This is a genomic window from Aeromonas sp. AE23HZ002T15, assembly GCF_054165525.2.
This window is the reverse complement of record NZ_CM201342.1, coordinates 2,475,001-2,493,792: the sequence shown is the minus strand read 5'-3', so window position 1 is coordinate 2,493,792 and position 18,792 is coordinate 2,475,001. Positions and strand designations below refer to the sequence as shown.

Sequence of the window (18,792 nt, the reverse complement as noted above, 5' to 3'; positions counted from 1 at the left end):
CATCACCCTGGAGAATCATCATGTTGGCCAAAGCCATGATCGAGAAGTTGAACGAGCAGATCAATCTGGAATTCTATTCATCCAATCTCTACCTGCAGATGAGCGCCTGGTGTGAGGACAAGGGCTTCGAAGGGGCGGCGAACTTCCTGCGCCAGCACGCGGTCGAGGAGCGCCAGCACATGGAGCGCCTGTTCACCTATGTGAGCGAGACCGGCGCCATGCCGGTGCTGGGGGCCATCGAGGCGCCTCCCCACGAGTTCAACTCCCTCGGCGACATCTTCCGCACCACCCTGGAGCACGAGTACCACATCACCAAGTGCATCAACGGCTTGGCCCACGTGGCCTTCACCACCCAGGACTACTCCACCTTCAACTTCCTGCAGTGGTACGTGGCCGAGCAGCACGAAGAAGAGAAGCTGTTCAAGAGCATCGTCGACCGCCTGTCTCTGGTGGGTGAGGATGGCAAGGGTCTCTACTTCATCGACAAGGAACTGGCCGAACTGGCCAAGGGCGCCCCGGCCAGCATCATGGACGGCAACGCCTGATAGTCGTGGACACTTAGTGTTCAGCCAGTACAATGACGGCCCTCTCGAGGGCCGTTGTTATTGGTGCAGGGGCGGCCTCGGTTTTTTGCCCATGATGACAGAGCTCTCGATGGAGGGGGCCATGCCGCCTGGCATGACCGGGGGCCTTTTGCCGTCCCGGTTCGATGATTTTTTGATAAACAAGGTTGTGATGATGCAAGTGGATGTGGTGGTGATCGGGGCCGGTGCGGCCGGTTTGATGTGTGCAGCCCAGGCCGGTTACCGGGGGCGCTCCGTGCTGCTGCTGGACAACGCCAAGAAGCCGGGCCGCAAGATCCTGATCAGCGGCGGCGGGCGCTGCAATTTCACCAACCATCAGGCCGGCCCCCACGCCTTCCTCTCGGCCAACCCCCACTTCTGCAAGTCGGCGCTGGCGCGCTACACCCAGCAGGACTTCATCGATCTGGTGGACAGGCACGGGGTGAATTATCACGAGAAGACCTTGGGCCAGCTGTTCTGCGACGAGAGCGCGAAAGAGATCGTCGAGGCGCTGCTCACCGAGTGTGAATGGGCCGGGGTGACCCAGCAGTACCAGACCGAGGTCCTCGCCGTCAGCAAGCGGGATGACGGCTTCCTGCTCGACACCAGCAAGGGGGAGATCCGCTGTCACTCCCTGGTGGTGGCCACCGGCGGCCTCTCCATGCCCAAGCTCGGCGCCACTCCCTATGGCTTCAAGCTGGCGGAGCAGTTCGGCCTCCAGGTGCTGCCGACTCGCGCCGGCCTGGTGCCCTTCACCCTGCATCAGGCCGAGAAGGACGCCTTCGCCGATCTGGCGGGGGTCAGCCTGCCGGTGGCGGTGACCGCGGAAGACGGCACCTGCTTCAAGGAGGCCATGCTGTTCACCCACCGCGGCCTCTCCGGCCCGGCCATACTGCAGATCTCCTCTTTCTGGCTGCCCGGGCAGAAGATCCATATCAACTTGCTGCCGGATCTGGATATTCCTGCGGCCATCAAGGGCTGGGCCGAGGCCCATCCGGCCCAGGAGCTGAAAACCGTGCTCGGCCGCGAGCTGCCCAAGCGCTTCGTCGACAAGCTGGTGGAGCTGGGTCAGCTCGTCAACAAGCCGATGCGCCAGTACAACGAGCGGGAGCTGGCGGCCATCGCCAGCCTGCTGGGGGATTGGCCCATACTGCCGAACGGCACCGAAGGCTATCGCACCGCGGAGGTGACGCTGGGAGGGGTGGATACCAACGAGCTCTCCTCCAAGACCATGGAGGCGCGCAAGGTACCGGGCCTCTACTTCATCGGCGAGGTGGTGGACGTGACCGGCTGGCTCGGTGGCTACAACTTCCAGTGGGCCTGGTCATCCGGCTGGGTCGCCGGCCAGTATTGCTGACGCGCTCCTTTGGCTGAGTCATCCGGATCAATCAGGCCGCCCCATAGGGCGGCCTGATTTATTTACCCCAAGGCGGCTGGCACGGGCGTGTCTGCGCCGAGGGATTCAGGGGCCTGCCATGCACGCAGGCCCTTTTGTTTTTTATCCCACGGCCCACTACCCACTGATTTTCCCGTCTCTCTCCGCTGTGGCGCGCCTTGGCATCCGCCATCGGCTAACCCTTCTTCAGGGTTGGCAGAAACACGGTTAGCAGACCGATCAGCGGTAGGTAGGCGCAGAGCCGGTACACGGTCTCTATGCTGGTGGCGTCCGCCAGCTGGCCCAGCAGGGCCGCCCCTATGCCCCCCATACCGAAGGCGAACCCGAAGAACAGGCCGGATATGGTACCGACCTTGCCGGGCACCAGCTCCTGGGCGTACACCAGGATGGCGGAGAAGGCCGACGCCAGGATGAGGCCTATGATGACCGAGAGGACCGAGGTCCAGAACAGGTCGACGTGGGGCAGCAGCAGGGTGAAGGGGGCGACCCCCAGGATGGAGATCCAGATCACCCGCTTGCGACCGATGCGGTCACCGAGCGGCCCGCCGAGCACTGTGCCCGCCGCGACGGCGAACAGGAAGGCGAACAGATAGAGCTGGGCGCTATCGAGGGGCAGGCTGAACTTGTCCATCAGGTAGAAGGTGTAATAGCTGCTCAGGCTGGTCATGTAGAAGAACTTGGAGAACATCAGCAGGCCGAGGATGGCCAGGGACCAGCCGATCTGGCTGCGGCTCAGGCCGTTGCCGACATGGGCCTTCATCCGCTTGTGGAAGCTGGCGCCATGATGGCTGGACCAGCGCCCGACGAAGCTGAGCACGATAACGCCGACCAGGGCGAACAGCGAGAACCAGGCCGCGCTGGCCTGGCCCTGCGGTACTATGATGAGCGCCGCGAGCAGCGGCCCTATGGCCGAGCCCAGGTTGCCCCCTATCTGGAACAGGGATTGGGCCAGGCCGGGCTGATTGCCGGCGGCCATGCGGGCGACCCGCGAGGATTCCGGGTGGAACACCGACGAGCCCATGCCGATCAGCATGGCCGACAGCAGCACGGCGCCAAAGCTGGTGGCCTGGGAGAGCGACAGCAGGCCGAGCATCGTGAATCCCATGCCGAACGGCAAGGAATAGGGCATGGGTCTGCGGTCGGTGTAGAGGCCGATCAGCGGCTGCAGCAGGGATCCCGTGAACTGGTAGGTCAGGGTGATGAGACCTATCTGGGCGAACGACAGATTGAGACCGAGCTTGAGCAGGGGATAGATGGCCAGCAGCACGGACTGCATCATGTCGTTGAGCAGGTGCGAGAAGCTGATGGCGGCGATCACCGGATACGTGGTGCCGTGCTGGGGGGCAGCCACTGGGGTCGCGGCGAGTGGGCTGTCGGTGCTGAGGCTCTTTTCCATGAGTGGGTATGTCTGTTGTCCTAGGGATCCCTCTACCATGCCCGATCCCGGCCCGTCTGGACACAGCAAAAATAAGCGGGATATCAGCCAATCTGCACAGAGGAGATGGCAGATGAACGAACACCCTAAGCCGCCAACCGCCAGATGACCGATCATCTCACTGGGTTGCACCCTTGTGCTTTGCCGGTGGAGGCTTAGTATGGGACGGTCACATGTTCAGCATCTGGGAAGGAGCCCGGTTGACCGGATCCTTCCCCCATCGGGGGAGTATATGTTTGAAAGTCTTGGGGTTATCAATGTCTGGACCTATCTGGTCGGTCTCTTCTTCATCATCATAGCGCCGGGCCCCAACTCCCTCTATGTGCTGCGCACCGGGGCGACCCGTGGCATCAGCGCCGGTTACAAGGCCGCCCTCGGGGTCTTCGTCGGCGATGCCATCCTCATCTTCTGCGCCTATCTGGGCATCGCCTCCCTCATTCGCACCACGCCGCTGCTGTTCACCCTGGTGCGCTACCTGGGTGCCCTCTATCTGCTCTATCTGGGCATCAGGATATTGCACGCGAACTTCATCGCCAAAAAGGGAGAGCAAGAGGCCGAGTCGCCGCTGGGGGAAAACTACTTTGGCAAGGCGCTGACCCTGAGCCTGACCAATCCCAAGGCGATCCTGTTTTACGTCTCCTTCTTCGTGCAGTTCATCGACTTCAACTATGCCCACACCTGGATCTCCTACCTGGTGCTGGCGGGCATGCTGGAGGCCATGAGCTTCGTCTATCTCACCCTGCTTATCTTCGGCGGCACCCTGATGGCCCGCTTCTTCCGCCGCAAACAGATGCTGGCGCGCCTCGGCAACGGCCTGATCGGCTTCTTCTTCATGGGCTTCGCGGCTAGGCTCGCGACCCTGTCCCCCTGACGGGGTCATCCCCTCGAGGGGCTCGCCGGGGAATTGAGGTTCGGTGAGTGGCACCACAGAAATGACTGCTCACAAGATAAGGGGGAGTGACTTGTTCCATTAATAACAGCAGCACCTCAGGGTGCTGCTGTTATTTAATATTGAAGTGCCATATTATATTGATGGAAGCAATAAACGCCAAAATGTAAAAATTTAATATTTGACTCACCCATTCAAAATAACTTTTAAATATATTTCGGAGGGGGTCAAATATTATTTAATGCCGTCGGAGCAATTATCCTTATTACTAGCTGTAGACTTCTTCAAGTCTATCCAGTCGAGTGATTTCATCCAGCCACCATAAAACAAAGTCGGCTTTCTTCTCATTATTCCAGCCGATATAGGCCGTCTCGCGAATACAACGGCCATCGATGGCGTGACTTATCAGGCGCCCGGCGTTGACATGGGGCGTGGCCAAATAAGCAGGCAAATAACCGCAACCTATGCCTGCCAGCAATAACTGTTGTTTCGCCTCGAAGCTGTCGACCTTGATGGTAGCCTGATCCTTGTCGATCAGCAGATCGGTCTGGATATCCTGGCGGCTGTTGCCCACAGTGATGGCCCTGTGCTTCTTGATCTCCTTGGGGGAGAGGGGCAGGGGCACGGATGCCAAAGGATGGGTCGGCGCATGGACGAAGACATGGTCAAGATGACCGAGGGCCCGGTAGGCGAGGTGGCTGACGGTGGGCGGCTTGCTGAGCGCGCCCAGCACCAGATCGAAGTGGTTCTCTATCAGGCCGGTCCAGACCCCATCCAGTATTTCCCGCACGAACACCAGGCTGACATGGGGAAACTGGGCGTAAAACTTCTCCAGCAGCGGGGGCAGCAGATGGAAGGGGAAGGCGATGTCGACCCCTATGGTCAGGGAGGCGTCGAAGTGTTTCAGATAATCGATCTGCTGTTCGATGATGCGGGCTGAATTCAATAGCTCGCGGCCTTTCTCCAGAATAATCAGGCCATTCTCGGTAAACGCCATCTTGTGACCGGAACGATCGAGAAGGGTCAAGGAGAGATCGTTCTCCAATTTCTGTACCGTATAGCTCAACGCCGAAGGGGTTTTAAATAATTTTTCGGCTGCCGCCGTCAGGCTGCCATATTTTTCGATGGCTTCCAGTACCAGTAGTGCATCCAGACTTAATTTCATCTTGCATGGCTCCGGCTGATATCAGGAATGACTTGTCACATTTTATCGAAGGAGATGTGAAAATATTTCTAATATCAATGAATGGATATCTCTCATAGTCTCTAACTCGTTCCTGAACTGCAAGCAAAGGTGAATATATGTCTATCCATGAACTGATCGATCCGCACAATTCGGTACTGATTTTCATCGACCATCAGCCGCAGATGGCCTTCGGGGTCGCCAACATCGACCGCCAGCAACTGAAGAACAACACGGTGGCGCTGGCCAAGGCCGGCAAGATCTTCAAGGTACCGACCCTCTACACCTCGGTCGAGACCGAGAGTTTCAGCGGCTATATCTGGCCCGAGCTGCTGGCGGTGCACCCAGAGAGCAAGCCCATCGAGCGCAGCTCCATGAACTCCTGGGAAGATGGCGCCTTCGTCGCCGCGGTCAAGGCCACCGGGCGCAAGAAGCTGATCATCTCCGCCCTGTGGACCGAGGTGTGCCTCACCTTCCCGGCCCTGATGGCGCTGGGGGAGGGCTATGAGGTCTATGTGGTGACCGATACCTCGGGTGGTACCAGCATCGATGCCCACGAGCGCGCCATCGATCGCATGGTGCAGGCCGGCGCCGTGCCCGTGACCTGGCAGCAGGTGTTGCTCGAGTACCAGCGTGACTGGTCCCGCAAGGAGACCTATGACGCCGTCATGGATCTGGTGCGCGAGCACAGCGGCGCCTACGGCATGGGGGTGGATTACGCCTACACCATGGTGCACAAGGCTCCCCAGCGCGACCTCAAATAAACCCGCACAGACGGCACCCCAGGGTGCCGTCACTCCCCGAGGAGCCTCCATGGACACTGCCGTCACCCTGGTGATCCGCCATCGCATCGCGCCGGCCGATCGCCCTCGCTACGAGGCCTGGCTCGCCCGCATCGTCCCCGCTGCCGCGGGCTTTGAGGGGCATCAGGGCGTCAATGTCATCAGGCCGGCGGGCGAGGAGGGGGCCTATACCATCTCCCTGCATTTTCGTGACCTCGACAGCCTCTATGGCTGGAGTCGCTCCCGTCGTCGCCAACTGCTGGTGGACGAGATCCGGCCCCTGCTGCAGGGGGATGATCGGCTGGAGGTGCGCCAGGGCAGCGAGTTCTGGTTCACCCCGACGCTAAGCGATACCTCCCAGCCACCGGCCTGGAAGCAGTTTCTGGTCACCCTGGCGGTGATCTTTCCCAGCACTCATCTGGTGCCCTGGGTATGGCATCAGCTGTTGCCCTCTTTGGACGGCACCCCGCTTGGACACCTGTTGACGGACGCCACCGTCGTCGCCCTGGTGGTCTATTTTTGGATGCCAATGATCACCCGCTGGCTTGCCGGCTGGTTGGCCCCTGCCAACCAAGATTGAGAGAAACCATCATGTCCCATCACGCAAGTTTGATCCTGATGAATGGCGATCTGCATACCGTGGATCCCGCCAACCCTCTGGCCAGCGCTGTCGCCATCCGCGCCGGCAAATTTATCGCCGTGGGCACGGATGCCGAGGTGATGACCCATGCCGGCCCCGAGACCCGGGTCATCGACCTGGCGGGGCGCACCGTTATCCCCGGCCTCAACGACTCCCACCTGCACCTGATCCGTGGCGGGCTGAACTACAACCTGGAGCTGCGCTGGGAAGGGGTGCCTTCCCTCGCCGAGGCGCTGCGCATGCTCAAGGTCCAGGCCGAGCACACCCCTCATCCCCAGTGGGTGCGGGTGGTGGGCGGCTGGTCCGAATTCCAGTTTGCCGAACGTCGCATGCCGACCCTGGCGGAGCTCAACCAGGCCGCGCCGGATACCCCCGTCTTCGTGTTGCACCTCTATGATCGCGCCCTGCTCAACTGCGCCGCCCTGCACGCCGTGGGTTATACCCGGGAGACGCCAAACCCGCCGGGGGGCGAGATCCAGCGGGATGCCCAGGGCAACCCGACCGGCATGCTGATCGCCCGCCCCAACGCCATGATCCTCTACGCCACCCTGGCCAAGGGGCCCAAGCTGCCCTATGAGACGCAGCTCAACTCGACTCGCCGCTTCATGCGCGAGCTGAACCGGCTCGGCGTCACCAGCGCCATCGACGCCGGCGGCGGCTTCCAGAACTACCCGGAGGACTACCAGATCATCGAGGAGCTGGAAAAGGCGGGTCAGCTCAGCATCCGCATCGCCTACAACCTCTTCACCCAGCGCCCGAAACAGGAGCTGGAGGACTTCGAGCGCTGGACCGACATGCTGGCGCCGGGCAGCGGCAGCGACTTCTATCGCCACAACGGGGCCGGCGAGATGCTGGTCTTCTCCGCCGCCGACTTCGAGGACTTCCTCGAGCCGCGCCCGGACCTGCCCCCCGGCATGGAAGACGAGCTGGAGCGGGTGGTGCGCCATCTGGTGGAGCATCGCTGGCCATTTCGCCTGCATGCCACCTATGACGAGTCCATCTCGCGCATGCTGAACGTGTTCGAGAAGGTGAATCGCGACATTCCCTTCAACGGGCTGCACTGGATCTTCGACCACGCCGAGACCATCAGCGAGCGCAACATAGAGAGGGTCAAGGCCCTCGGCGGCGGCCTCGCCATCCAGCACCGCATGGCCTTCCAGGGAGAGTATTTCGCTGAGCGTTACGGTCGGGAGGCGCTCTCCCACACCCCGCCGGTCACCCGCATGCTGGAGGCCGGGGTGCCGGTGGGCCTGGGGACCGACGCCACCCGGGTCGCCAGCTACAACCCCTGGACCGCGCTCTACTGGCTGGTCTCCGGCCGCACCGTCGGCGGCCTGCAGATGTATGACGACAGCAATCGCCTGTCGCGGGAGACGGCGCTCTCCCTGTGGACCAATGGCAGCGCCTGGTTCTCCAGCGAGCAGGGCAAGAAGGGGATGCTCAAGGTGGGCCAGCTGGCGGATCTGGTGGTGCTATCCGAGGACTTCTTCCGGGTACCGGAGGAGGCTATCAAAGGGATAGAGTCCGTGCTGACCCTGGTGGACGGCAAGATAGTGTTTGCCCAGGGCCCCTTCGGCACCATGGCGCCCCCCGAGTTGCCGATCCTGCCGGACTGGTCACCCACAAGACTGGTACCCGGCCACTACCGTCCGGCCTCGGCCCAGCAGGCGCTGGTCGGCACTCAACCCCAGGCACACCAGTGCTGCGGCCCCTGCGGGGTACACCAGCATCAGCATGACAAGGCCCGCAACGCCTTCATGCCGGTTTCCGACGACCAGGCTTTCTGGGGCGCCCTCGGCTGCTCCTGCTTCGCCTTCTAATCCTCATCAGCGGGGGCGCCCGGCGCCCCCAGGAGAATCCCATGACTGCCTTCATCAAGCGTCCTGCCGATCGGTTGCACTACCTGCCGGCCAGCGAATATCACCCCGCCAACACCTACTTCCACTTCTCGTTCGCCAACTACCACGACCCGGACAACATCCATTACGGCGTGCTGCGGGTGGTGAACGACGATGACGTCAAACCCCACAGCGGTTTCGATCGGCATCCGCACCGCGACATGGAGATCGTCAGCTACCTGCTGCACGGCAAGCTGACCCATTGGGACAGCGTCACCCGGGAAGAGGAGGTGCTGGAGCGCGGTCATCTCCAGGCCATCACGGCCGGCACCGGGCTGACTCACTCAGAGTTGAACCGGCACGACGAGTGGACCCGCTTCCTGCAGATCTGGATCCTGCCACCGGCGCAGGGGCTGGCCATTCGCTATGGCAGCGCCAAACCGGCGGCCAGCGAACGGGAGAACCGCTTGTTGCATCTGGTGAGCCCGCTGGACGGTGGCAAGGCGACGCCGCTGCACCTCAATCAGGATGTCAACTTCCACGTCACCGAGCTGACCCGGCCCGATGCCGAGGTGGTGTTCGAACTGGTCGAGGGGCGTCAGGCCTATGTCAGCCGCATGGAGGGGAGCCTGGTGCTGGCGGGGATGACGGATCTGGCAGAGCGCGACTCCCTCGAGGTGACGGGCCCGGCCAGCTTGCGACTGAGCGCCCCGAAGGGCCATGGCCACGCCATCATCATAGAGATGCCGCGGATGGATGAGCGTTATCGTGGCTGATCCCACCGTCTCCCCCTGGGCGCCGTTTCGGAGGCGTCCCTTCCTGGTGCTCTGGCTGGCGACGCTGTTTTCCAACGTCGGCACCTGGATGCACGACGTGGGGGCCGGCTGGCTGATGACCAGCCTGGACCCGGATCCCGGCATGATAGCCGCGGTGCAGGCCATGACCACCTTGCCTGTGTTCCTGCTGGCGCTGCCGGCCGGCGCCCTTGCCGACATTCTCGACCGGCGTCGGCTGTTGTTGGTGGTCAATGGCCTCATGCTGCTGGTCGCGGCCCTGCTGGCGTTTTGGGTGCAAGGGGGCGGGATCAGCAGCCAGGGCTTGCTGCTCATCACCTTTTTGCTCGGCTGTGGTGCGGCGTTTCTCGCCCCGGCCTGGCAGGCGATCGTGCCGAGCCTGCTGGTGCGCAAGGAGTTGCAGGCCGGTATCGCCCTCAACAGCATGGGGATCAACATCAGCCGCGCCATCGGCCCGGCGCTCGCCGGTCTGCTGATCGCCCAGGTCGGCATGGCGATGCCTTTCCTGCTCAATGCCCTGAGCTTCCTGGCCATACTGGCCGCGCTCTGGTGGTGGCCCGGCGAGACCAGTGGCGCCGCTCGGTTACCGGCCGAGCGGGTGCTGCCCGCCATGGTGGCCGGGCTGCGTTACGCCCGCCGCAGTCCGCCGCTGCTCGGGGTGTTGCTGCGGGCCGGCGCCTTCTTCCTGTTTGCCAGCGCCTACTGGGCCATGCTGCCGCTGGTGGCCCGGCTGCAACTGGGGGGCGATGCCACCCTCTATGGCGCCCTCACCGCCAGTGTCGGTCTCGGCGCCGTGCTGGGGGCCCTGTTGCTGCCACGTCTGCGTCGCCGCCTCTCGGGCCATCGCATCGTGATACTGGGGTCCGTGGGCACGGCGCTGGTGTTGCTGGTGCTGGCCACCTCCCGCTCGGTGCCCCTGGCGCTGCTGGCCGCCTTGTTGGCGGGATCTAGCTGGATTGCCACCCTGTCGAGCCTGATGATAGCCGCGCAGGGGGCGCTGCCTGACTGGGTGCGGGCCCGCGGCCTCTCCCTTTACCTGACGGTGTTCGCCGGCGCCATGGCGCTCGGCTCCCTCGGCTGGGGCCAGCTGGCCAGCCACTTCGATGTGACCACGGCCCTGCTGGTAGCCGCCGCCGGCATGTTGCTGCTCATCCCCTTCACCAGCCGGGTGCTCCTGGATGGGGGCGAGCGAGCCTTGCAAGCGAGCGGGCATTGGCCAGAACCCGCGTCGGTGGCGCCCGAGCTGCAGCAGGCTGGCCCCGTGATGATATTGGTGCGCTACCGGGTGCTCGGCGGTGAGGAGCCGGCCTGCCGGGCCCTGCTGCTTCGGCTCGGCGAGAGCCGCCGTCGGGATGGCGGGCAGGAGTGGCATCTGTTTCGCGAACCGGCGAGCGGCGATCTCATCGAGACCTTCGTACTCCCCTCCTGGCTCGACCATCTGCGCCAGCACGAGCGGGTGACCGAGGAGGAGGCGCGGCTGCAGGAGCAGATCCGCGCGCTCTGCGAGACGGTGCGGGTCGAGCACTATCTGGCCGGTTGATGACGCAGGCTGGTCTCGCACGGGCCAGCCTGCAACGCAATGGCCCCCTTGGCGGGTTGTCTGAGGTAAACTGGGGCCTCCAGCGCTGCCATTTCGATGTCTCCTCTCTTCCCTGGCAGCCCTTCATACACCCTATAGTGCGCCCTGGTGGCCGCCGGCCGGAGGGGCCATGCTCGAAAATCAGATGATGTTGTTGGCGGTGTTCGAGCGGGCGGCGCTGATGCTGATGACGCTGTTCCTGCTGACCCGAACCCGGCCGTTCCAGCGCCTGTTCCAGAAGCGGGATCACACCCCGGCCGAGCTGGTGATGGTTGCCGCCATCTTCTGCCTGTTCGCCGTGTTCAGCACCTACACCGGCATCCCGGTGGAGGGGGCCCTCATCAACGTGCGGATCATCGCCATCATCTCGGGCGGCATCCTGTTCGGCCCCTGGGTCGGCATCCCGGCCGGGGTCATCTCGGGGCTGCACCGTTATCTCATCGACATGGACGGCCATACTTCGATCCCTTGCCTCATCGCCAGCATCATCGCCGGCCTGTTGGCGACCTGGCTGCACCTGCGCTGCCGCAAGTCGCGGCTCTGGCTGTACGGGATCCTGGCGGGCATGGCCTGTGAGGGGTTGACCATGCTGCTGATATGGATCCTGACTGAGCCTCACGCTATCGGGGTCGAGATTGTCAGCCATATCGCCTACCCCATGATGGCGGGGACCCTGTGTATCGGCCTCATCATCAAGCTGGTGCAGGACCTGGACGACGAGAAGGAGCTGATCGCCGCCAAGCAGGCCAAGCTGGCGCTGGATATCGCTAACCAGACGCTGCCCTTCTTCCAGAAGATAGATCGCCACTCCCTCGGCCAGGTGTGCGAGGTGATCAGGCGCGAGATCAGCGCGGACGCGGTGGCCATCACGGACACCCGGGACGTGCTGGCCTACGTGGGGATCGGCAAGGGTTACTACGAGCTGGACGAGCACCACGCCATCAGCGACATGACCCAGAGAGCCGTGCTGCTGGATCAGATCATCATCAACAACGATCTGCGCCAATACCATCTGTCGGACTTCCACTCCGTCATCATCATACCGTTGCGGGAGAACGGCGTGGTCAGCGGCACCCTCAAGATCTATTTTCGCCGTACCCACAGCATCACCAGTTCCCTGCGGGAGATGGCGGTGGGCCTCTCCCAGCTCATCTCCACCCAGATGGAGGTGTCGCGCATCGAGCAGCTGAAAGAGATGACCCGCAAGGCGGAGTTCACCGCCTTGCAGAGCAAGATCAACCCGCACTTTTTGTTCAATGCCCTCAACGCCATCTCGTCGCTCATCCGCATCCGCCCCCAGCAGGCGCGCCAGCTGATCGCCAACCTGGCGGACTATCTGCGCTACAACCTCAACAAGGGGGACGAGCTCATCGACATCCAGGAGGAGTTGCAGCAGGTGCGCGACTACGTGGCCATCGAGCAGGCGCGGTTCGGCGACAAGCTGGAGGTGGTGTTCGAGGTGGATGACGTGCATATTCAGGTGCCGAGCCTGCTGCTGCAGCCCCTGGTGGAGAACGCCATACTGCACGGCATCCAGCCCCGCAGCGCGCCGGGCCGGGTCACCATAGAGGTGAAACAGCTGGCGGGTGGCATACGGGTGGCGGTGCGCGACACCGGCTACGGCATCAGTCAGGCGGTGATCGATGGTGTGGCCGCCGGTCGGGTGGAGAGCCGCAGCATAGGCCTGATGAACGTTCATCAGCGGGTCAAGCTGCTGTACGGCGACGGCCTGCAGCTCAAGCGACTCGAGCCCGGTACCGAAGTCTGTTTCTATCTGCCGGATCCGGAGGCCATGCCGTGCTGAGCGCTATCGATATAAAGAAGGAAGATATGACTCGAGAGGCGCTGGCCTGTTTGTCACGTTCGGAGGTTAGGTCGTGTTGAGAGCCATCATAGTCGAAGACGAATACCTGGCCCGGGAAGAGCTGGCCTATCTGGTGGATCAACACAGCACCATCGAGATAGTGGCGAGCTTCGAGGATGGGCTGGAGGCGTTCAAGTACCTGCAGGATCACGAGGTGGACGTGGTGTTCCTGGATATCCAGGTGCCATCCATCGACGGCCTGCTGCTGGCCAAGAACCTGCACAAGTCGAGCCATCCGCCCCACATCGTGTTCGTCACCGCCTACAAGGAGTTCGCGGTGGAGGCGTTCGAGCTGGAGGCGTTTGACTACATCCTCAAGCCCTACAACGAGCCGCGCCTCATCAGCCTGCTGCAAAAACTCGAGCACGCCGGCCGGCTACAGCCGAGTCAGGGCGCCGAGCCCGGCGGGGAGAGCCTGAGCCAGAACCGCACCGTCAACCTGGTGAAGGGGGAGCGCATCATAGTCACCCCCTGCGAGCAGATCTATTACGTGGAGGCGGACGAGAAGCTGACCCATGTCTATACCCGCACCGATCGCTACGTGATGACCATGACCATCAGCGAGTTCGTCAGCCGGCTGCCGGCGGAGGGCTTCTTCCGTTGTCACCGCTCCTACTGCGTCAACATCAACAAGATCCGCGAGATCGTGCCCTGGTTCAACAGCACCTACCTCATCCGGCTCCATGATCTGCCGTTCGAGGTACCGGTCAGCCGCAGCAACATCAAGGCATTCCGTCAGCTGATGCGGCTCTGATTGTCATTCATTCCCGCCGATCTGCATTTCATGCCTTAATCGATCTGCAATTCATGCGCCGTTCCTATAGTGGGCTCAACTTCCCGAGTCCACCGCCCGAGGCGCATCATGACCAAAGAGATGAATCGCACCCGGTACCTGACCCTGATCGGTACCATCATCACCCAGTTCGCCCTGGGCTCCGTCTACACCTGGAGCCTGTTCAACGCCCAGCTCTCCGACAAGCTGGACGAGCCGGTCAGCCAGGTAGCCTTCGCCTTCGGTCTGCTCAGCCTCTCCCTGGCGGTCGCCTCCTCCATGGCGGGCAAGCTGCAGGAGCGGTTCGGGGTGCGCAACGTCACCCTGGGTGCCGGCGTGCTGCTTGGCATCGGCTTTTTCCTCACCGCCCATGCCAGCAACCTGGCCATGCTCTACCTCTGTGCCGGTATCCTGGTGGGCTTCGCCGACGGTACCGGCTACCTGATGACCCTCTCCAACTGCGTGAAGTGGTTCCCGGAGCGCAAGGGACTGATCTCCGCCTGCTCCATCGGGGCCTACGGTCTCGGTAGCCTGGGCTTCAAGTACATCAACCTGCTGCTGCTGTCGAACAACGGCCTGGAAGCCACCTTCCAGCTGTGGGGCCTGATCGCCATGTCCATGGTGCTGGTGGGCGGCATGCTGATGAAGGATGCCCCCAAGCAGGCCGCCTCCCTGCAGCAGGCCGAGAGCCGCGACTTCACCCTGGCCGAGGCGATGCGCAAGCCGCAGTACTGGATGCTGGCGCTGATGTTCCTCACCGCCTGCATGAGCGGCCTCTACGTCATCGGCGTGGCCAAGGATATCGGCGAGAAGATGGTGGGTCTGCCGGGCTCGGTGGCGGCCAACGCCGTCGCCATCATCGCCATGGCGAACCTGGGTGGTCGTCTGGTGCTGGGCATACTGTCTGACAAGATGTCCCGCATCCGGGTCATCACCATAGCCCAGGTCATCACCCTGTGCGGCATGGGGCTGCTGCTGTTCGTGCCCCTCAACGCGAACCTGTTCTTCGTGGCGGTGGCCTGTGTGGCCTTCAGCTTCGGCGGCACCATCACCGTTTACCCTTCCCTGGTGAGCGACTTCTTCGGCCTGAACAACCTGACCAAGAACTACGGCGTCATCTACCTGGGCTTCGGGCTCGGCAGCATCATAGGCTCCATAGTCGCGTCCCTGTTCGGCGGCTTCATGGCAACCTTCAACCTGATCCTGGTGCTGATGGTGGTGGCCCTGGTGCTCTCCCTCACCATCCGCCTGCCGTCCCCGGTGGCTGCAGCGGATCGGGCCTGACATTCCCGCGCTCCTTCGCAAGCAGTAAAAAAAGACCCGGGCCTTGGCCCGGGTCTTTGCATTGAAGGGATGGCACTCAGCGCGGCGGCAGCCCCAGCAGGGCTCGCAGGGTGCGGGCATGGGCCTCCACCGTCGGCCAATCCTGGCCGGTGACGGTGACATGACCCATCTTGCGACCGGGGCGCGCCTCGCCCTTGCCGTAGAGGTGCAGGTGCACCCCGGGCAGGGCCAGGGCACCGGCCCAGTCCGGGGTGCCGTGCTGCCACAGATCCCCGAGCAGGTTCAGCAGGATGGCGGGCTGGACCTCGGCCTGCCTGGGCAGCGGCAGATCGCACAGGGCGCGTACCTGCAGCTCGAACTGGCAGCAGCCGGCGTTGTCGATGCTGGGATGGCCGGAGTTGTGGGGGCGGGGGGCCATCTCGTTGACCAGCAGCTTGCCGTCCACTAGGAAGAACTCCACCGTCAGCACGCCCACGTAGTCGAGGGCGGCGATCAGGTGCTCGGCGATGCGCTTGGCCTCGGCCTCAAGGGTCGGGACATTGGCGGGGGATCGGGTCTGATCCAGGATGCCGCCGCTGTGCCAGTTCTGCACCAGGGGCAGGGCACTGATGGCGCCGCTCGGGCTGCGCGCCAAGGTCAGGGCAAACTCCCCCTCCAGCGGCAGCCGCTTCTCCAGCACGCAGGGCACGCCGCTGGTCGCGAGGGCGGCGGTCAGTTCGGCGCCGTTGGTGATTGTCCACTGTCCCTTGCCGTCATAACCCTCGCGGGCTGTCTTGAGGATGGCGGGGAAGAGGCTATCGGGCAGGGCCGGCAGGGGTTCGTTGGGAAGCAGGGTCAGGTTGGGGGCGACCGGAACCCCGGCGCGGGTCAGGAAGGCTTTCTCTTCCCGGCGATCCTGACACACCCTCACCGCACTGGCGGCGGGGCGTACCGGCAGGTGCTGTTCCAGCAGGGCCAGGGAGGCTGCCGGCACGTTCTCGAACTCGCAGGTGACGGCGACGCAGCGACGGGCCAGCTCGGACAGCGCCTCGGCGTCGTCATAGGCGGCCACTATCTGCTGATCGGCGGCGGCACCGGCGATGCTGGCGGGATCCGGATCCAGCACCACCACCTGATAGCCGAGGCGATGGGCCGCCATGACGAAGTAGCGGCCGAGCTGGCCGCCGCCGAGCATCCCCAGGGTGGCGGGAGGCAGTATCATGCCGGCTCCTCCAGTTGCAGGGCCAGCACCCGATCGCGCTCCTTGGCACGGAAGCCGTCGAGCTGCTGCTGATAGCGGGGGGCGTCTTTGTCCTGGGCGACCGACAGCAGGGAGACGGCGAACAGGCCGGCGTTGGCGGCGCCAGCCTCACCGATGGCGAAGGTGGCGACCGGCACCCCTTTTGGCATCTGTACTATGGAGAGCAGGGAGTCCATCCCCTTGAGTTGACGAGTCGGGATCGGCACGCCGAGCACGGGAATCGTGGTCTTGGCGGCCAACATGCCCGGCAGGTGGGCGGCACCGCCTGCCCCTGCGATGATGGCCCGCAGGCCGCGCTCGCGGGCGCTGGCCGCATACTCGAACAGCAGGTCCGGGGTGCGGTGGGCCGAGACCACCCGCGCCTCGTAAGGGACGCCATGTTCCTTGAGGATGCGGGCGGCCGCCTGCATCACGGGCCAGTCGGAGTCAGAGCCCATCACCAGGCCGATCAAAGGGGGGTTCGTCATTACGGCTTCCTTGGATGTCAAACGTTTGCCGCATGTTACCAAAAAGCCACGCAACCCGGTTCAAAATTTCACGTGCTCGGCGATCTCGGCCAGGGGCCGGGGGCCTTTCTGGCGAGGCTGCCAAGCCTCATCCTGCACCAATATCAAAGAGTTCAACGACTTGTACCAGGATGCCCTCACCGAGGGGTGGCATTGTCTTTCTGGGCCACTGCCGCACTGGATAGATAGTGATGACCATGGACCGGACTACTCTGGTGCCCGGGCCTCTCTTCATTGGGGCTATTCGACGACGCCCAGGTTGCCGAGAGGAGAAAACAGATATAGAAATCCAGATGGCTATACATCCGGTCTGGCTCTGCCTATAATCCCCCCCGCTTTGGCGCATCATGCTTAATAGGGAATCCGGTGAAAATCCGGAGCTGGCGCGCAGCGGTAAGGGGGAACGAAGCGACATCAGGCACTGCCATCGGGTGGGAAGCCGTCGCATAGGCCATCAGCCCCCGAGCCCGAAGACCTGCCAAAGTTCGTATTTCGGGCCGAGAGAAACCGGCCACGGAAGATGCTTACGCGAACTTAAGGATCTCTCATGTCCAAGACATTATTGGCGGCTGCCCTGTTGCCGGCGGCGGCCTTCGCCCAGACTCCCATTGCCAACGATACCCTAGTGGTGACCGCCAACCGGGTGGAACAACCCGCCAGCACAGTACTCGCCCCCGTCATGGTGATCGATCGCGCCGAAATCGAGGCCCGTCAGGTGCAGAGCCTGCCGGATCTGCTGAAAACCCTGCCGGGTGTGCAGATCACCACCCTGGGTGGTCGTGGCCACGTCAGCAGCCTGTTTATCCGCGGTACCAACTCCAACCACTCCCTGGTGTTGATGAACGGCCGTCCCATCGCCGCCATGGTGGCCGGCACGCCGGATCTGAGCCAGATCCCCCTCGGCAACATAGAGCGCATCGAATACATCCGCGGTCCGCGCGCCGCCGTCTATGGCGCCAATGCCATCGGCGGTGTCATCAACCTCATCTCCAAGACCTCCGCCAAAAACGGCAGCGAGACCCACCTGAAGGGCGGAGTAGGCAGCCATGGCTATGGTCAGGGTCAGGTGCGCACCGTGCAGGCCCTGGGTGAGCAGACCGACATGAACCTGCTGGTGGGCTATGAGCGTACCGACGGCTTCGACGTGGTCGCCGGTGCCCAGCAACCAGATAGGGACGGTTTCGACAGCCTGAACGGTCAGTTCGGTCTGAACCACGTCTTCAACGAGGCCTGGAGCGCCGATTTCAACGCCCAGGGCTATGACAACCAGACCGAGATGGACGACCCCTATATGTCGGCGGATCAGAGCCGGGTACAGGCCTTCCAGTACGATGGTGGCCTCAAGTACCAGAGCGGCGCCCTGACCAGCCGGCTGGAGGCCAGCTACGGCGAGAACAAGCTGAAGAGCTGGTGGGAGAGCAACGGGGAGTCCAGCGCCGAGCCCATCCATACCGGTCTGACCCGTTTCTCCTGGATCAACAACTGGAGCGGTGTGGAAGGTTTGTCCCTGACCGGTGGCGCCGACTGGCAGCAGGAGCAGATGAAGTCCGATTCCCGCAGCTATGGTCAGTCGTTCAATGCGCCGGATCGCGACAACACGGGTCTGTTCGCCGTGGCGAGCTACCGCTGGCAGGCCCTGCTGGGTGAGTTGTCCGGCCGTACCGATGACAACGAGCAGTATGGGCGCCACAACACCTGGTCCGCGGCGGCCGGGTTGGACATCGATGAGAACCACAACGTACGGTTGAGCTATGGCACCGCCTTCAAGGCACCGACCTTCCTCGACCTCTATTACCCGGGTTATGAGAACCCGGATCTGAAGCCGGAAGAAAGCAAGAACCTGGAGTTGGACTTCTCCGGCCGTTACACCACCTGGGACTGGTCCATCAACCTGTACCGCAACGAGATCCAGAACCTGATCGCCTGTCAGAGTGCCTTCTCCAGCTGCAAGCCGGATAACACTGACGCCGAGATCCGGGGAGTGGAAGTGGCCCTTGGGCTGGAAACCGGTCCGCTGCACCACGATC

16 protein-coding genes and 1 riboswitch (1 of these 17 only partly in view) are annotated in these 18,792 nt (G+C 63.0%); of the genes, 12 read left to right on the top strand and 4 right to left on the bottom strand.

Features of this window, described 5'->3' with window-relative positions; translation table 11 throughout:
- The first annotated feature begins 20 nt into the window (after positions 1–20).
- Both ftnA and ACT5M9_RS11610 read left to right on the top strand, forming a co-directional pair.
- Positions 21–545, top strand: a complete 525-nt coding sequence (gene ftnA, locus ACT5M9_RS11615; protein ID WP_100861602.1) for a non-heme ferritin — start codon at positions 21–23, stop codon at positions 543–545.
- Positions 546–735: 190 nt separating this feature from the next.
- On the top strand, positions 736–1,920 hold the full coding sequence (locus ACT5M9_RS11610; protein WP_457982845.1) for a BaiN/RdsA family NAD(P)/FAD-dependent oxidoreductase: 1,185 nt from the start codon (positions 736–738) through the stop codon (positions 1,918–1,920).
- A gap of 214 nt (positions 1,921–2,134) precedes the next feature.
- Here the strand turns inward: ACT5M9_RS11610 and ACT5M9_RS11605 are convergent, their stop codons facing one another.
- Positions 2,135–3,355 (bottom strand): MFS transporter, encoded by a 1,221-nt coding sequence (locus tag ACT5M9_RS11605; protein ID WP_457982846.1) that lies wholly within the window; start codon positions 3,353–3,355, stop codon positions 2,135–2,137.
- A gap of 271 nt (positions 3,356–3,626) precedes the next feature.
- Here ACT5M9_RS11605 and leuE point away from each other — a divergent pair, with 271 nt between their 5' ends.
- A complete protein-coding gene (gene leuE / locus ACT5M9_RS11600) occupies positions 3,627–4,265 on the top strand; it encodes a leucine efflux protein LeuE (protein ID WP_457982847.1) in 639 nt (212 codons plus the stop codon).
- Between the two features lie 286 nt (positions 4,266–4,551).
- Here the strand turns inward: leuE and ACT5M9_RS11595 are convergent, their stop codons facing one another.
- On the bottom strand, positions 4,552–5,448 hold the full coding sequence (locus ACT5M9_RS11595) for a LysR family transcriptional regulator (protein WP_457982848.1): 897 nt from the start codon (positions 5,446–5,448) through the stop codon (positions 4,552–4,554).
- A 137-nt stretch (positions 5,449–5,585) separates the two neighbouring features.
- Here ACT5M9_RS11595 and ACT5M9_RS11590 point away from each other — a divergent pair, with 137 nt between their 5' ends.
- The 8 genes from ACT5M9_RS11590 to ACT5M9_RS11555 all read left to right on the top strand — a co-directional run bounded on the left by ACT5M9_RS11590 (position 5,586) and on the right by ACT5M9_RS11555 (position 15,019).
- Positions 5,586–6,230: a hydrolase gene (locus ACT5M9_RS11590; protein WP_457982849.1), complete on the top strand. Its 645-nt coding sequence runs from the start codon at positions 5,586–5,588 to the stop codon at positions 6,228–6,230.
- A 49-nt stretch (positions 6,231–6,279) separates the two neighbouring features.
- The gene (locus ACT5M9_RS11585) at positions 6,280–6,828 is read left to right on the top strand and encodes an antibiotic biosynthesis monooxygenase (RefSeq protein WP_457982851.1); all 549 of its coding nucleotides are present in this window, start codon (positions 6,280–6,282) and stop codon (positions 6,826–6,828) included.
- 11 nt (positions 6,829–6,839) lie between these two features.
- A complete protein-coding gene (locus ACT5M9_RS11580; RefSeq protein WP_457982852.1) occupies positions 6,840–8,708 on the top strand; it encodes an amidohydrolase in 1,869 nt (622 codons plus the stop codon).
- A gap of 41 nt (positions 8,709–8,749) precedes the next feature.
- On the top strand, positions 8,750–9,502 hold the full coding sequence (locus tag ACT5M9_RS11575) for a pirin family protein (protein ID WP_457982853.1): 753 nt from the start codon (positions 8,750–8,752) through the stop codon (positions 9,500–9,502).
- Positions 9,495–11,060 carry an MFS transporter gene (locus ACT5M9_RS11570; protein ID WP_457982855.1) on the top strand — a complete coding sequence of 522 codons (1,566 nt, stop codon included), beginning with the start codon at positions 9,495–9,497 and terminating at the stop codon, positions 11,058–11,060. The genes ACT5M9_RS11575 and ACT5M9_RS11570 overlap by 8 nt, the downstream gene beginning before the upstream one ends.
- 169 nt (positions 11,061–11,229) lie before the next feature.
- Complete coding sequence (locus tag ACT5M9_RS11565; RefSeq protein WP_167388964.1) at positions 11,230–12,903, top strand: sensor histidine kinase; 1,674 nt, start codon at positions 11,230–11,232, stop codon at positions 12,901–12,903.
- Positions 12,904–12,976: 73 nt separating this feature from the next.
- Positions 12,977–13,717 carry a LytR/AlgR family response regulator transcription factor gene (locus tag ACT5M9_RS11560; RefSeq protein WP_457982856.1) on the top strand — a complete coding sequence of 247 codons (741 nt, stop codon included), beginning with the start codon at positions 12,977–12,979 and terminating at the stop codon, positions 13,715–13,717.
- A gap of 108 nt (positions 13,718–13,825) precedes the next feature.
- Positions 13,826–15,019, top strand: coding sequence for an L-lactate MFS transporter (locus ACT5M9_RS11555; protein WP_457982857.1), 1,194 nt, complete (start codon positions 13,826–13,828; stop codon positions 15,017–15,019).
- Between the two features lie 76 nt (positions 15,020–15,095).
- Here the strand turns inward: ACT5M9_RS11555 and ACT5M9_RS11550 are convergent, their stop codons facing one another.
- The gene (locus ACT5M9_RS11550; protein WP_457982859.1) at positions 15,096–16,220 is read right to left on the bottom strand and encodes a 5-(carboxyamino)imidazole ribonucleotide synthase; all 1,125 of its coding nucleotides are present in this window, start codon (positions 16,218–16,220) and stop codon (positions 15,096–15,098) included.
- Entirely contained in the window at positions 16,217–16,726 is a 510-nt protein-coding gene (purE, locus tag ACT5M9_RS11545) for a 5-(carboxyamino)imidazole ribonucleotide mutase (protein WP_100861597.1), read from the bottom strand. Before purE ends, ACT5M9_RS11550 begins: the two co-directional genes overlap by 4 nt.
- Before the next feature lie 360 nt (positions 16,727–17,086).
- Positions 17,087–17,262: riboswitch (cobalamin riboswitch) on the top strand.
- A 50-nt stretch (positions 17,263–17,312) separates the two neighbouring features.
- On the opposite strand from purE, the gene ACT5M9_RS11540 reads away from it, so the two are divergent.
- Positions 17,313–18,792: the 5' portion of a TonB-dependent receptor domain-containing protein gene (locus ACT5M9_RS11540; protein ID WP_457982860.1), read on the top strand. Its footprint extends 353 nt past the window's final position; the window shows 1,480 of its 1,833 coding nt (coding positions 1–1,480); its start codon is at positions 17,313–17,315; its stop codon lies beyond the right edge, outside the window.